Source organism: Maledivibacter sp. (genome assembly GCA_025210375.1).
GTDB lineage: Bacteria > Bacillota > Clostridia > Peptostreptococcales > Caminicellaceae > JAOASB01.
On sequence record JAOASB010000013.1, the window covers coordinates 19,996 to 36,102 of the forward strand.

Annotated in this window: 14 protein-coding genes; all 14 read right to left on the minus strand. The window is 31.0% G+C overall.

All coding sequences use genetic code 11. From position 1 onward, the window contains the following. Positions 1–2: 2 nt before the first annotated feature. Entirely contained in the window at positions 3–410 is a 408-nt protein-coding gene (locus tag N4A68_04290) for a hypothetical protein (protein MCT4563518.1), read from the minus strand. A 120-nt stretch (positions 411–530) separates the two neighbouring features. Continuing rightward, positions 531–1,001, minus strand: a complete 471-nt coding sequence (locus tag N4A68_04295) for a chemotaxis protein CheW (protein ID MCT4563519.1) — start codon at positions 999–1,001, stop codon at positions 531–533. A gap of 52 nt (positions 1,002–1,053) precedes the next feature. Beyond that, positions 1,054–3,153, minus strand: a complete 2,100-nt coding sequence (locus N4A68_04300) for a methyl-accepting chemotaxis protein (GenBank protein MCT4563520.1) — start codon at positions 3,151–3,153, stop codon at positions 1,054–1,056. Between the two features lie 257 nt (positions 3,154–3,410). Next, on the minus strand, positions 3,411–4,304 hold the full coding sequence (locus N4A68_04305; GenBank protein MCT4563521.1) for a helix-turn-helix domain-containing protein: 894 nt from the start codon (positions 4,302–4,304) through the stop codon (positions 3,411–3,413). Between the two features lie 352 nt (positions 4,305–4,656). Then, on the minus strand, positions 4,657–5,382 hold the full coding sequence (locus N4A68_04310; GenBank protein MCT4563522.1) for a M48 family metallopeptidase: 726 nt from the start codon (positions 5,380–5,382) through the stop codon (positions 4,657–4,659). A gap of 2 nt (positions 5,383–5,384) precedes the next feature. Continuing rightward, positions 5,385–8,504, minus strand: a complete 3,120-nt coding sequence (locus tag N4A68_04315) for an HsdR family type I site-specific deoxyribonuclease (protein MCT4563523.1) — start codon at positions 8,502–8,504, stop codon at positions 5,385–5,387. 10 nt (positions 8,505–8,514) lie between these two features. Beyond that, on the minus strand, positions 8,515–9,717 hold the full coding sequence (locus N4A68_04320; GenBank protein MCT4563524.1) for a restriction endonuclease subunit S: 1,203 nt from the start codon (positions 9,715–9,717) through the stop codon (positions 8,515–8,517). A gap of 63 nt (positions 9,718–9,780) precedes the next feature. Next, positions 9,781–11,334 (minus strand): type I restriction-modification system subunit M, encoded by a 1,554-nt coding sequence (locus N4A68_04325; GenBank protein MCT4563525.1) that lies wholly within the window; start codon positions 11,332–11,334, stop codon positions 9,781–9,783. Then, the gene (locus N4A68_04330; protein ID MCT4563526.1) at positions 11,324–11,962 is read right to left on the minus strand and encodes a restriction endonuclease subunit S; all 639 of its coding nucleotides are present in this window, start codon (positions 11,960–11,962) and stop codon (positions 11,324–11,326) included. Before N4A68_04330 ends, N4A68_04325 begins: the two co-directional genes overlap by 11 nt. 5 nt (positions 11,963–11,967) lie before the next feature. After that, positions 11,968–12,192: a DUF2188 domain-containing protein gene (locus N4A68_04335; protein ID MCT4563527.1), complete on the minus strand. Its 225-nt coding sequence runs from the start codon at positions 12,190–12,192 to the stop codon at positions 11,968–11,970. Positions 12,193–12,204: 12 nt separating this feature from the next. Then, complete coding sequence (locus N4A68_04340) at positions 12,205–12,408, minus strand: hypothetical protein (GenBank protein MCT4563528.1); 204 nt, start codon at positions 12,406–12,408, stop codon at positions 12,205–12,207. A gap of 318 nt (positions 12,409–12,726) precedes the next feature. After that, on the minus strand, positions 12,727–13,692 hold the full coding sequence (locus tag N4A68_04345) for a hypothetical protein (GenBank protein ID MCT4563529.1): 966 nt from the start codon (positions 13,690–13,692) through the stop codon (positions 12,727–12,729). Next, positions 13,667–13,837, minus strand: a complete 171-nt coding sequence (locus N4A68_04350; protein ID MCT4563530.1) for a hypothetical protein — start codon at positions 13,835–13,837, stop codon at positions 13,667–13,669. The genes N4A68_04345 and N4A68_04350 overlap by 26 nt, the downstream gene beginning before the upstream one ends. Positions 13,838–14,131: 294 nt before the next feature. Beyond that, positions 14,132–15,982, minus strand: a complete 1,851-nt coding sequence (ltrA, locus tag N4A68_04355) for a group II intron reverse transcriptase/maturase (protein MCT4563531.1) — start codon at positions 15,980–15,982, stop codon at positions 14,132–14,134. Positions 15,983–16,107 lie beyond the last annotated feature (125 nt).

Here is a 16,107-nt window from a genome sequence, read left to right on the forward strand (position 1 = left end):
CACTAAAATATAAAATTTCCTTTCATAGCTTCTTTGAAATATTCTCTTTCACTAACATTAGCTTTTTTCTCGTTAGTAAAATGTGCGTTCCCATTTTTATCAACAATAAACATATCTGCAAATATATCATTTCTTTCAACTTCATATTGCATAGTTTCTTTCTGTTGAGTCCAATCCCAAGATTTAATTGCATTTCTATTGGCAATACTATCTATAATTATCTCAGCCTTAATAAGTTCGGATTCTATATATGCACTATAAGCTTTTGATACTTCTATTAATTCCTCATCCACTGATTCTTGCAGTGCTTTAATAGATGATGTGGATGCCATTATTCCAAGACTACCACTAATTACAATAATAAGAATTGAAAAATATGCTACTAATTTAAATTTAATACTTTTAAACATTCTTGTCCTCCTATACCGTATAAGTTTGTTCGCTTGCTGTACTTCTATTGATTAAATTCCAATCCTCTAAATAAAACCTCAATTGAAGTTTTAAAGCTTTCTATAATGTACTAAAATGCTTTAGATCTTTTCACTTATTTGTAAATCTATCTGGTCAACATTCTGCACACTCTTTAATTCAATAATCCTAGATAAGTTAATTATAAAGATTAACTTATCATCTTTTTTACCAATTCCTGAAATAAAATCTTCGTTAAGTTCTACTATGATCTGTGATGATTTTTCTATTTCTTCTTCTTTCAATTTTAATATTCCACATGCTTTATCTACTAAAAATCCAATTTGTTTCTTATCTCTAGAAACAACTATTAGCCTTTCATCTTTTGTTATTTTATTATTAAAATTAAAAAGTTCTTTTATATTGATAACTGGTGTTATCTGACCTCTAAAATTAGTTACTCCTACAATATGAAGAGGTGCATTAGGGATTTGATCAATTTTTTGATATGGTGCAATTTCTCTTATTTCCATGACATCAATACCATATACTTCATTGTTAATTTTAAATAATACGAATTGTTTTTCTAACATAATAACCTCATTTCTATTATTTAAACTTGCTTATCTCTTTTTTTATCTCAATTTATATCATAAATTTAGAAATAGTTTGTTGTAATTCCAAAGCTAACTCTGCTAAATGGCTACTAGCATTAGCCATTTCTTGAATAGAAGCTGATTGTTCCAGTATCGATGCTGATGCTTCTTCCGAACTAGCTGCATTTTCCTCAGCCATTGCAGAAAGAGACTGTACAACATCAAGAATATTAGATTTTTTATTATCCATCTCTTTTACAGAAGTATTCATTTTCTCAATAGCACCTTCTGTTGAACTAACTGCTACTGATATTTCATTGTACTTTTCTTCTGTTTCTTCCATACTCTCAATTTGTTTCTCAACTATTATTCTAACTTCTTCCATCTTTTCTACAGCTCCAGAAGAATTTATAAGCAATTCATTTACTATACTATCAATTTCTGTTGTAGATGAAGTAGATTGTTCTGCTAACTTTCTTATTTCATCTGCTACAACTGCAAATCCTTTACCTGCTTCTCCTGCTCTTGCTGCTTCAATAGCAGCATTTAGTGCTAATAAGTTTGTTTGCTCAGCAATAGATGATATAACACCACTAGCCTTTCCTATTTTATCAGAACTATTACTTGTTTCCTCAATAATTGCAAAAATTTCACTAGCTGCTTGTCCACTTGCTCTTGTTTTATTGGTTAAATCTTTAATGACTTCTAACCCTTCATCTATTAAGCTATAAACGTTGTTAGATGAGTTATCTACATCATTCATATAAATTTGATTTTGATTAATCAATTCTCCAAGATCAGTAATTTTAGAAGCCCCAGTTTCCGTATCTTGAGCTTGATCCATTGCGCCCTTTGCTAATTCATCAATAGTTCTTGATACTTCTTCTGAGCTACTAGCTAATTGCTGAGAACTTGCAGTTAACTCTTCTGAAGATGCAGAAACATGACTCGCTACGTCTTGAACTTGTTTAATTAATTTAATAAAATTATTTTGCATTGTAGCTAACGACCTAGCAATATCTCCTGTTTCATCTTTACGTTCTAACAATTTAATTGCTCCATGACCCTCTTCGAAAGTTAAATTGTATTTTGCTAACCGCTTTATTACATCAGATAAAAGATGTATTGTCTTAACTATATATCTGCTATTCCAATACATAAAGAACACGATTACAGCTGTTCCTATTACTGCTAATATAATCGTTATTACAAGCAACTTCTTTGCTTCAGCCATCATTTCATCATATGGAACAATAGCACTATATGACCATTTCAAATCAGAACCTTCAAAATTAATTGGTGCATACACTTTTTGCACATTCTCGCCCATTGATTCTGACCACGAAAAATTGATAAATGATTCACCTTTATTTATTCTATCTAGTATTTGTTGACCTTTATCACCATTAAATTCTCCCCCAATTTTATTGAGTCTATCTTCTTTTGGATGAGCAAGAACTATACCTTTGTCATTAATTAACCTACCGAATCCATTATCAAAGAACTTTACCTCATTGCTAATATCTCTCAAAGTCTCAAGAGAAATATCAAATCCAGCAATTCCACTAAACTTCCCATTTTTAAGTATAGGCTGACTCAATGTGATACACATTACCTCTTTACCTTTAATATTCCATACAACAGGATCAGAAATGTATACTTTTCCAGTTTTTTTTGGAATATCATAATATGAATTTCCTTCAATATTTTTACAATAATTTATTATAAAATTATCTTCATCTCGAGTAATAAGTGGTACAAACCTGCCACCTGAATTACTACCTTGTTTCCCAATATTAACTAAATCCTTACCATCAAAAGCATTAGGATCAAATATTGCCCAAGCATCTATATAATTCTTATTACTGATAAGTTTCTTTTCCAAATAGTCAATTACACTTTCTCGATCGTCATTACCATTTGATATCATCAATTCTATTGACTCACCTAATCCAATAGTATTGTCTAAAGCATCATTCAACACTGCCTCCATGTCGTTAGCTTTATTTTGGGTATAGAGTTCTATTTCTCGAATAGCCGATTCTCTGCTAAAAGACCAATTTAAAAACAATAAATATCCAATGATACTTACCATTATTAAAATAATAATTCCTAAGTTTAAATATACTAGTCTAGTTTTTAATTTCATTGCTTGTCCCCCTAGTTTTAATTATTAAAAATATCATACAAATTTACATAATATTATTCAGAATATCAGCAAGATATTTTCACAGCCACGACAATTGTTAGGTTCATGATTTTTTGAACAAATAGCATAATATTATACATTTTTAAAATAGAATTTTAATTTAAAAGGTACAAAAGTAATATTTACCAAACGTTTAGTTATCATCTTGTTCATTTAAGCCAAACTAAGTTATAAACCAAAAAACTAGAAAACAATTTCTATTCTTCTAGCTTTTTAAAGTTTTCACAAAATCTTATTATATATTTTAAAGGTATTTCAATATAAGCTTCTTTTGTACACTGTCCCTCATATTGCTTCCGAAAATCAGATGGATTGCACTGATAAAATTTTCTAATATACTTTCTTAAATACTTGGGATCAGAAAATCCACATTGATTAGATATATCTATCAATCTATTGTTAGTTGTCAAAATTATTCTAGCAGCTTTCTCAGTCATCAGTGTATACTTTAACCAGCTAAATCCATAACCGAATCGCTCAAGAATATCAATTCTAAAATAAGCATAACTCACTCCTAAGTGCTTTGATAAATCCTTTAAACTCAAATCTGATAATTCACTATTTTCCAAAAAAACCTTTCTATACAGCATTTTGTTTCTTGCAATAATATATTCACTAAATCTTTTATGTCTCTCCCCAGATGAAATATAGTCAAAATGATAACATAATAATCTTACTATCTCCTTTGCTTTTTCTTTTGTATTACAATTACATGGTTCTTTTCCATATTCATGTACTAAATCTTTTAACTTAAATTGAAGTTCATGATATATTTCTTTATTTCTATTTCTGTATTGAACTGAATTGCATAATATGATCGATTCTTTAAAACTACAACAAGCTTCAATACAAAATTTTTTATCAAAAGATACAACAACAACTAAATTATCTTCTGTTATTGCTGTAAGTTTATGTACTTCTCCCTGATTTAAAACTAATATATCTCCTGATTTCATTATGTTATCTTTAGCCCAAACTCTCAATTTTATTTCGCCTGCTACTACCATCACAATAGTCATATCATCATGCCAATGATAAAATTGTTCTTTAACAACTCTAACACACGCATGTACGTCTCTACTCTTTCTCATTTATCACATTCCCTCCTTTCCTTCATTCTACCTCGTATCAAAAAGTTAACCTACTAACTGTGAACTTTATTTTATATAGGAAAATATTTATGTACCACGACGATTGTTATGTATATAAATCGCATAAAACATTTCATCTTTTAGCTAAAAATAAAAAACAACTATTCTTCTAAAATTCTAGACAGTTGTTTATTAAATTTTATTTTTGACATAAAAAAACTAAGACCTGTTAAGGTCTTAGAGTCTATTTCTTCTCTATATACAATTTTTTTACTGAAATTCTATACCTTGGCATTATATTAGAAGTAAATACTGTGCTAGTGTCAGAATAAACTTTACGATAACTTGGTTCTTACTTCACACGCATGATAACTTCGTAATCAAGTTTATTTTTCCGTTTTTTCCAATCTGGCATGTACAGGCTTAGAAGATTATAAAACTCCTTACTATGATTTGGGTGTATAAAATGAATGAGTTCATGTAATAATACATATTCTATGCATATTGAGGGTGCTTGATAAAGATAAAAATTGACAGTAATCTTACTCTTTTCTGGCAAGCAACTTCCCCACATGGTCTTCATTTTTCTTATAGAAATACTCGGTTTTTCGTAGTCATATTTCTTTATAATAGAATATAATTTATCCACTTTTTTATTTATTTTTTCAATTAAAGCATCTCTAATAAACTTATCAAATTGCTCTTTGATAATATGTTGTTTATCAAGATTTAGCGTTTCGATATATATTTTATCATTATCGTAATATACTTTTTTTTGAGCTGCCTTTTTTATAACTACAATGGTATCAATACCAAAAAATTTTACTGACATACCACTTTTTAAATCAAAGATATTCTCAACTCCAGCAGTTTTCTGATATTCCTTTAGCTTTTCATTAATCCATTTACTCTTTTGATTTAAAAACGATACTATCCACTTGTCAGATACATTTAAAGGCACAGAAATTGACACCTTTCCATCAGGAAAAACCTTTAATCTCACATTCTTAACATTTTTGTGATAAACACTCACATTTATTTTGACATTTTCGCTAAGCACAATGCTAATACTATCCATAATTAAAACCTCTTTTGTGCAATCGACATCAACTTCTCTAATAATAAATCTAATATCTCATCACTCAAATCAAGATTGTTCTCTTCCATAAAGTCAAATAAATTGTCATCCAGTTTCCCTTCAATTTTATCAATTACAATTTTACTATTTCGCCAATCACGTTTTGCATTTTCTTTTACCGTCTCTTTAACATCCAATGATAACTCAGCTATTTTTTCTTCAAAAGCCAAATCAATTTCGTCAATAACTTTCTCTTTAAACACCTTTAATATTGAGCCGTAAAAAGACTTCGCATCACTATCATTAGAAATAATGCTTGGGTAACTACTTGTTGTTCTACCTTCTCTAAAGTTTTCTGTGATATCTTCCATGTTTTTATAATAGGCATCATCATTTCGATCTTTTAAATACTCATCAATCGTTTTCTTAATTCGCTCTGAAAATGTTAAAAACATAATAGGATCATCATGCTCAAATGTACTAATTTCGGATATCATTCTAGTTTTCATTGAATCAGCTTTGGCACGTTTATCACCACCAAAAATCTTTAATTGCTCTTCCATCTTTTGTTTATCAAGAATGCTAAGAGGTTCTACAACAATACGTACGTCTTCTGAACTGATATAAGTGTCCAAAAGCTGTCTTATACCATCCTCATATTTGCTAAAATCTACGCTATCATTGTATCTTAATGAAATAGCACTTCTTAATTTAACAAAGTGTAGGAGTTCTTTTCTATATTGTTCAGCTTGGTCATATCCTACTAATTTAAAAAGTTCATAACTAGAGTACATATAATCAACACATTTTGAGTATTTGCGCAATCTTTCATAGAAATCATTTCTCAAGCTATCATTTTCAAGGAATTCCTGCCATACGTTTGAACGCATTTCGTTTCTATCAATCCCGTCAAACAATGCCCATAAATCTTTATGAGCCAACTCTAATTTTCTTTTTTCATCTTCTGGACCAAATATAGCATTCTTGATGTCTTTTTCATCATATCCATCAAAACCTGATTCACTATCACTATAAAGATCAAGAGCCGAATTTAACTTTTTGAACACACCCCAATAATCAACAATCAAACCAAATTCTTTACCTTCATAAAGTCTATTCACCCTTGCTATAGCTTGTAGTAAACTATGCTCCTTAATGCTTTTATCAATATATAAAACAGAGGCTATTGGTGCATCAAATCCCGTTAATAGTTTATCAACAACTATCAATAGGTCAATTTCACCATCTTCGTCCTTAAAAGAGCCAGTTACTGATTCTTCATATGCATCTGTATTCTTTCCGAACAACGGCTCTACTTCAGACTTAAAAAACTCTTCAATTTTCTTTAATCCCTTTTTAGAAGTATTATCTCCATTTCCTTCTGGTTTTACACCACTTGTAATTACAACTGCTGGATTAACACCTTCAAAATTCTTAAGAATGTTATACATCTCTATCGCATAAGGTCGTGAAGAAACAGTCAACATAGCCTTTTGCCTTTTTGGCTTCAGGTAACGCATAAAATGCTCATAAAGATCAAAAGCTACCATATAAATTCTTTCATTGGTTTGAGCTAGTGCAAAAAAACGGCTCCACTTTTTCTTAAGATCTTCCGTCTCTTTTTCGGTTAATGACGAAGTAAGATATTTTAAATGATCATTTATTTTATCACTTTTAACATCTTGCTTAATAACTCTTCCCTCATAAACAATAGGAACAGTTACTTTATCCTCAACTGCGTCTTCTAAAGTGTATGAGTCAATCTTTTTTCCGAATTTCTTGTAGGTATTTCTTTTTTCTTTACCAAGCAACGGTGTTCCAGTAAAAGAGATTTTAGGAGCATTAGGCAATGTGTGTGTCATATATGTGTTTAACTTTCCATAGTGAGATCGATGTCCTTCATCTATCAATAAATAAACGTTATCACTCTCATCCACATACTTTTCTTTCATTGCTGCTTCAAACTTGTTAATAATCGTTGTAATAACTGTATTCCCTTTTTCTTTTAATAAGCTAACAAGTCCCTTTCCTGTAGTTGCTCTAACAGGTGACATGCTCGTATTTATAAAATTATCACGCATTTGCTTGTCTAGACCTTTTCTATCAGTCACCATAACAAAGCGAGGATTTTTTATATCAGGGTCTTTTTGAATCATTTTAACAAGCATAATCATTGAGATTGTTTTGCCTGATCCTTGAGTATGCCAAATAACACCATCTCTAGTATCAGCATCATCAAGACCTTTGATTCTAGCAATACATTTATTTACAGCAAAGAATTGTTTATATCTTGCTATCTTCTTAATATTGTTATCATAGATAATAAAATGTTTAATTATACTCATTAATCTCTTTTTATCTAATAATGAAATCATGGCTCTATCTTGTTCTAATATTTGACCATCTGGAGAAAACCGCTTGCATTGTTCTTCTAGCCATAATCTATTGTCTTCTTTCCAGAAAGTAAAATGCTTTGCAGGTGTACCACAAGTTCCATATATTAATTTATTTGGATTAACAGCTATAACTATTTGAGCGAACTTAAATAATTGAGGTATAAAATCTGGTTGCCAATTTCTTATATTTTGGTGGACTCCCGCCATTACATCTATTGAAGATTTCTTACATTCAATAACAGCTATAGGTATTCCATTAATCATCAAAACTATATCTGGTCTAGCGAACTTACCATTCATTCTTTCGACTTCAAATTCTTCCGTAACCTGAAAAATATTATTTTTAGGATTCTTAAAATCTATAAAATGTATATCAAAGGATTGTAACGCGCCATCAGGCAGTGTTTGCTCAAGACTCATCCCCATACAAAGAAGATCATATATCCGCTTATTGGTCATAGTCAGCCCACCAACTATTGGCATATCTAACTCTTTTATTGCCTTTTCTATAGAGTCAAGAGAGAACTGTATCTCTTGACCCTTGTATTCAAAACGTTGACTCAATAAAAATTCTCTAAGGACATCTTCAAAAATAACTCTAGATTTATGTTTCCTTAACTTTTCTGCATCTGCTCTGGAGACAAAATCATAGCCCATTTGAGAAAATATCTTTAACATCCTATCTTGACTCTCTGGTCGTTCATTAAAAATATTGTGATTTGGCATGACAATCCTCCTAACTCATGTTTGTCGTTCTTACTTTTCCTGTTAACAGTAATTGCATAAGCGATTTTTTCTTCTTAATTTGTTGCTCAAATTCATCATTTAGTAATTTGATTTCTTCATCTATTGCAGAAAGTATTCTTGCTATTTCTAATTGTTCTTCTGGATCGGGAATTGTTACATTAAGTTTCAAAAAATCTTTTTTGCTCATTACTCGGTTTCTTCCTGCACCACCCGGAGATATATCCTGCAATTGCTTCTTGAATTTATCTCTTAAAATGAAGAACTTAAAAAATTCTGGTACATTATCATTAATAAATTCATAAGTAGGAAATCTATGCGATACTAGCTTATTTTCATCTCGCTTATTCGCAATCGTAATCGCATGTTCCCACGCAAATGTAATATTAGCTATTAAGTCATTTTCTTTTACTTCGTAAAGTATATCCATCGCATTCGTCTCTGGATTAGTTATAAATTCATGAAATGTACCTTTTCCATGACTTCTAAGTCCTAACCTCCAATAGCCATTTAGAGGCTTATTTACTTTCCTTACTTTGTTCTCAACAACTTTGTTCAGTAAAACATTTCGCCACTCACCACTAAATCCATCTAATTGCTTAAAATATTCACTATGGTAATTTAGTAATACCTGCATTAAATATTTCTTTACATTTACCTTCTTTTCTATCAATTGTTCTAGCATATGAATAATCTTATCTTGAGTTGATAGTATTTTTACAATTCTAATTTGCTCTTCTTTTGATGGTAACTGCACAAAAATACTTTCAATTGTTCTAGCACTTAAACTTGGTACACCTGAAGCTTCATTATACCTATACCAATTTATTGAATCAAAAACGTAATAAAAGAATTTTTCACAACAGTCAATCTTGAACTCACTATAAAACAGTGTATCTACTGTCCAAAAAGGAGTATTAAAATATTTAGGCTTATCGATTGTACCTTTTCTGCCTATCAAAACTGATGGCTTATTACATAAAAATTCATCAGTCCAGCCTATAATTCCTCCTGAAGCTAAAATTGGATATTTCCCATTAGGTACTTCTACTTTCTTTTGCGACTTTCCATGCTTTATTTTTAAAATCTCACCTATTTTGATGCATCGCCAATCATTAGGAATAATTCCTATCTTACTTTTCCAATAGCCCTCTGGAATAGATTCTTCTATTTCTGTTTTTTCATTAAGTTCCATCACCTATTCCTCCTGATTTTCTTTACTTTTTTATTATCTTGTACATTATTAAAGAACAACATATTACACCTCTAAGCCTAACTCTTTCATATATTGTTCCATCTTAGCTTCGACTTCTTTTAATTCATCTTTTATATTCTTAATATTCATCTGTACTTCTTTAATATCAATTAGTTCTTCTTCTTCAAATGTATCAACATATCTTGGAATATTAAGATTGTAATCATTCTCTTTTATTTCTTTAATACTAGCAAGATGAGCAAATCTATCTTTATCTTCTCTCGCATAATATGCATCTACAATTTTTTGTATTTGATCTTCTTCAAATTTATTTTGATTCTTTTCTTTATTAAAATGTTCTTCGTTTGATGCATCAATAAAAAGTACTTTATCATCCTCTTTATTCTTCTTAAAAATCAATATGCAAGCAGGAATACTTGTTCCAAAAAACATATTTGCTGGTAAGCCAATGACTGCATCTAATAATCCATTTTCGATAACTTTTTGTCTAATACGTCCTTCTGCCGCTCCTCTAAACAATACCCCATGTGGTGCTACTGCCGCCACTCTACCATTGGCTGACATACTATTAATCATATGCAATAGGAAAGCCCAATCACCTTTACTAGCTGGCGGAACCCCCCAATCAAAACGATGGAATTTATCATATGATGCTTCCATTTTCCATTTCTTTCCCTTGCCATCTTCTTCTCCACCAGGATTGAAGTTGATAGCCCACTTGTCTTTTGAGAAAGGCATATTTGCAACAATAACATCAAAAGTCATTAAATTACCATCATCATCTTTATGCTGAGGGTTTGCAATTGTATCCCCCCATGCAATCTTTGCATCTCTAACCTTATGAATAAACATATTCATACGTGCCATAGATACTGCTGATCCTCCTACTTCTTGCCCAAAAATGCTTACCTTATCAATGTCACCTTTTTTAGCTGCTCTGATTAGAAGTGATCCCGACCCACAAGTCGGGTCATATACTCTTTCTCCAGAAATTGGTGGCACTAATCTAGCCATTAATTCTGACACACAGGTAGGGGTAAAGAAACTACCTGCTTTCTTTCCTGCTCTAGATGCAAATTCTCCAATCATATATTCATATGCATCGCCAATTACGTCTGCTGGCACTTCGTCTTTTTTTACTTCAATCATTGATTCTCTCAAATCAAGATTTTCAAAATCCTCTAATAGTTCTCTTAAGATACTATTTCGTTGAGTTCTATTTCCTAGATTAGCTTCACTATTAAAATCAATACTTCGAAAAACACCAGATAATTGTTGTGCATTATCTTCTTCAATACCTCTAAGTGCTGTATTTATTAGTTGACCTAATGTGTCATCATACCTATTCTCATATAGATATTTAAAGCTGTGTTCCCATTTAACCTTAAATGCAAGTCTATTTATCTGTCTTTTAAGTCTTCTTTCATCAGTATATTTACTCTTTAAATGCTCCACTTCTTCATCAAAAGTATCACTTAAATATTTTACAAACATTATAGAAAGAACATAGTCTTTATAATTTGCCGCATCTATTGTGTCTCTGAACGTATCAGCACCTCTCATTAGTGCTGCATTAATATCATTTCTAGTTGTCATTGCAATCCTCCGTTACTAGGTTTTGATAAACCCCTTTTAATAATTTCTTCTCTTGTTCTTCCAATTCTCTAATCAACATTCTCTTATTATTATTTAATCTCCTAAGCTCTCCATACTTCTCCTGAAGTTCTAACGAAATAACAGGAATACTAATTTCTCCTAATTCCTTCTTGGATACTGATTGAATTGTTGTACCCTTACGAGAGAAATGATTGAGTTTTGATATGCCTTGCATTTCCAAAATGCTTGCAATATAATGGCTATTAATTCCCTTTTGGGGTCTAACAATTAAAATATTGCTTGTAACATATACTTTTTCTGTTTGGCTATGAAAGACATTAACATAACTTGGTGATAACCGCTTAATCAATATATCGCCTTGTTCAAGTAATGCTTTATCACTAATCTCCTGTGGGCGTAGGTGTTCATCAAATTCTTTTATAACATCAAATTCATCAAGTGATGATGGATGTATACATTTATAACTATATCCTTCGTATATTTTTTTCTTCCATTCAGGAACACCCGTTATAATTTTACATACTTCTTTTAACTTCTTATTTTTAATGCCTATGGTACTCACCTCCATACAAGCTAAAAAGCGAGAGTTGTCCAGCTCTCGCATCATTGTCTTTATCCTTTTGGTGGAAAATCATCATTACCATGAGAATCTTTTCTTTGAATTTTACCATTCTTACCGTGGATGACTAACTCTGTATTTTGGTTAGTACTTATTTGCCTAGCTATTCTCTCAGCTTCTGCTTTAGTATCAGTATGATGAGATGATCGTTTTGCTCCTCCACGTTTCACGTTCCACCCTCCATTAGGGTCTGGAACAACATGATGTGTATTTGACATAATCATTCCCTCCTAACCTGTATGACATGGGTTACTACAGTAATAGCAGCCATTTACCTGAGTATAATATTGTCTAGCTTTACTGACTGCACTCTGACATGAAGAGTGATCACCTAAATCAATTCTATTCTCTCTGTTAGGGAGTCTTGTGCAATTCTCCTTATGCACTTCATGGTCACCATTTGTTTGTTGGTTCTTATTAACGTAATATTTCATATAATATCACCTTTCCCTTTCGTAATTTAGATTATAAGATATCTTAATACCTTATCTTAGCTACAGTTTCAGGAAAAAGTTTCTTCTTGTTTTACATATCTAATTGATATATAATGTATTTGCGAGATACACAAGAAGATGTGTAGAGGTTCAATTCACTTTAGGACAATTAGTGAATTGGACCTTTTTCTTTTTCCCAAGAAAATAATACCATACAAACAAACACTGTGTCAATAATTATTTTTTGTAATCGTCTTACAAATACATTTTTTATAAAAAAACATGGTTTTTATCCGAAATATTTGCTTTTGTATTTAGTTAGCATTTATCATTATTGTTTATAGATGATTCAAAGATTTGCTCAAATATCTCATCATTTGCCCCTTCACCTAGTAACGTGTATATCATATTTAAGTAGTAAGTACCATGTTTGCTTTTCCCCTTTGAATAATTAATTATAACGTTACAATTATTCATATTACATAATCTTCTCTCCTCATGTGGCTTATCCCCCGCACATAGAATCCTTATCATACAATTCTCAAATCCAACTTTACTCTTATCATTAAAAACCCCCAAATCATAAACGATACATTCAAACTCTGTTTCATTCTTGGAATTAAGAGGTTCAAAAGCAACACCTTTATAAATATAACCGTCTCCATTCTTCTCCATCTCATAATATTCAGCAATCAACTTCATATGACCACTATCATTGGCTTCTACATAACTTACTTTTGCTCCAATTGAACTTAGATAAAAAGCAAACTGCATTGCCACTGTCGTAGTTCCAACTCGATGTTGTGACCCAACAACACCAATGGCTATTAGCTTTCCTTTAAAATCAATCATAGTCTCTTCTTTCACATCATATACCAGATTAAACTTATCTTTTATATACTTCTCTGTCATATCTTCTAGTAAACACATCTCAATCTCTTGCTTAAGCTTATCTACTTCAATTTCAGTAATGATATTGAAAAAGCCTAGTCTAATCAGTTCATGGACTAGGCTCTGCTCTTCATTTGGGATATAGAAACCTATCTTAATCTTGCTTAAGGACTTAAAGGCTCTAATGGCATCAATTATTGTTTCTTCTGTATTTATTAGACATGTTCGATCAACAACAATAGCTTGCACATGTCCTAAACGTTGTATTGATTTGATTAAAAAGTCTTTTAAATCAAATTCCCCTACATACTTTTTTATAACAAGCTCTTCCTTCTCTTTTAAAAAATCTAAGATATTCATATGAACTTTACTCGTTAAATAGAGTACCACCATAATTGCCCCCTTCCTGCACATTGATTTCAAATTGCCTTGGTATATCAAATTCTATTTCCTTCGGTTGAAAAAATAGAAGTGCGATTACACCAAAGATAATCAATACAATATAAAACATAATTTCAATCATATTAGTCTTTTTCATTGAACATCATTCTCCTTTACTTTTTCTATCTGCCACCACTGCTACCCATATAATCAAACTTATAGGATGGTATATGAAAGTTCACATGAAGTCTCTTAGAACCAACCATCAATAATCCATCACCCCTTTTCTTTTGAGCAAGTAATGCTTCTTCTGCATCTGTTAGATTATAGAGTTCTTTTAGCTCTGTAAATAGCGATAGGTAAACCTTTGATATAATCTCCAGCTTTTCCCCCGCTCCACACCGTGCATGAGACTTTCATCTCACACGGCGTTCCATCAATAATTATTTATTTACATTATTACGCAATTTCCTACCTTTTTCCTTAAAGAATTTAATTTTTTCACATTAATATTTTCAATCTTTTTCATATATTTCTCTATAGTTTCATCCTGAGTTGCATGAATCAATTTATGCACATCGCCACTTATAATAACTAGATTCTTATATTCATCACTTCCACCTTTATGTCTAGGTTTCTTGTGGTGAACATATATATCTCCAATTTTCAACTTGTTTCCAGTCACGTAACATTTTCCACCTTGTGCCGTAAATAATGATAATCTATTATCATTATATTCAATACTTTCACCTTGAACAGGATTATCCATTAGGTATCTTAATACAGTGATATTCACCATTTTCAATTTATTGTGAATTAATGTTCTTCCTTTAGCAGTATAGTTACAAATATCTTGGGAAAAACACATTGGTGGGACTGTTTTAATTGAGTATATTGAAAATAACGTAATCCCTTGTATATATTTAGCCTGTGCTTTCGAATGTCCATAGAGGTTTTGATATGTTCTGCTTTTTATTCCTTTGGTGCTGACAATATTTTTCAGTCTGTTTTTAATCATTCGATTAATTTCAAATGCGATTTTATCAAAATCAAGAAATACATTTGTTGCAACTTTATAGTAGTTTTGCATTCCGAGGATTGTTGAGTTATATTTATATACATTTCCCACACTAACTTCTCTTTGTATTGCTTTTATGCATTTCACTAGCTTCATTTTACAGTTCTTTATGCTTTTATCAGTTAGGTGTGACCTAACAACCATCTTTTTATTTTTCTTATGAAGTTTGAGTTTAATTCCTAAAAATTCTGAGTAATTCTTTTTAAGATTTATTATCTTACTTTTTTCAGAACTTATTTCTAAATTCAATCTTTCTTTAAGCCACATTTTTGTGGCTTCAAATATTTTAATGGCCGTTTTTCTATCAGTACAAAATAATTTAACATCATCTGCATATCTTACTATAAATACTTCCTTTAAGTTTGTTTTCTTTAAGGCTCTGTATTTATGCCTGCCTGAATATTGATGTCTTGTATCATAACATTCCCATTGTGAAGCTATCCACCAATCAAGTTCATTTAAAACAATGTTAGAAAGTAAGGGGCTGAGTATTCCACCCTGTGGAACACCTTTTATAGGAATTCCACTCCCTTTAATTTCTGCTTTACACATTTTAGATATTATACTAATCACACGTTTATCTCTTATGCCAAGACTCCAAATTTGTTTTAATAATTTGCCGTGGTTCACATTATCAAAAAATCCTTTGATATCTATATCCACGACATAATGGAATTGACTAACTTGCATAAGTCGCATTGTTCTTGCAATAGCATGATGTGTTCCCCTATTAGATCTAAATCCATAGCTATGTTTATAAAACTTAGCTTCACAAATAGGTTCTAATATCTGTTTTATACATTGTTGAATGATTCTATCTTGAATTGTAGGTATTCCCAGTGGTCTCATTTTTCCATTGGTTTTTGGGATTTCAACACGCTTTACTGCCATGGGTTGATAATTAGATAATCTATTTCTGATATACTCTACCAATTTATCAGGCTCTTTTTCTCCTATATCTATAATTGTACTTTCATTCACACCTTTGGTCTTACTTCCTTTATTCTTCTTTATATTTCTATAGGCTAGAAGTATATTTTCTCTACTGATAATCAAGTCATAAAGTTTGTAAAAGTTTTGATTATTTTTAGACTGTAAATATAATTTATCAAACACCTTTTGTGTATCATAATATTCATTATGCCGAAGCACTTTCTTTTTCTTTAGTTTATCTGTAGGTATAAGGCAACACTCCTTTATGTAGGAAATGTTTCTCTTAGTCATACTCGAAACTTATATCTTGCGTACTACTGCTTTTAATATAATTATTGACTTGTGGCTATCCCTCCACCACTTGTTATCATGGTTTCATTAGTACTATGCCACTACTCTCACTGATATTAAGATAA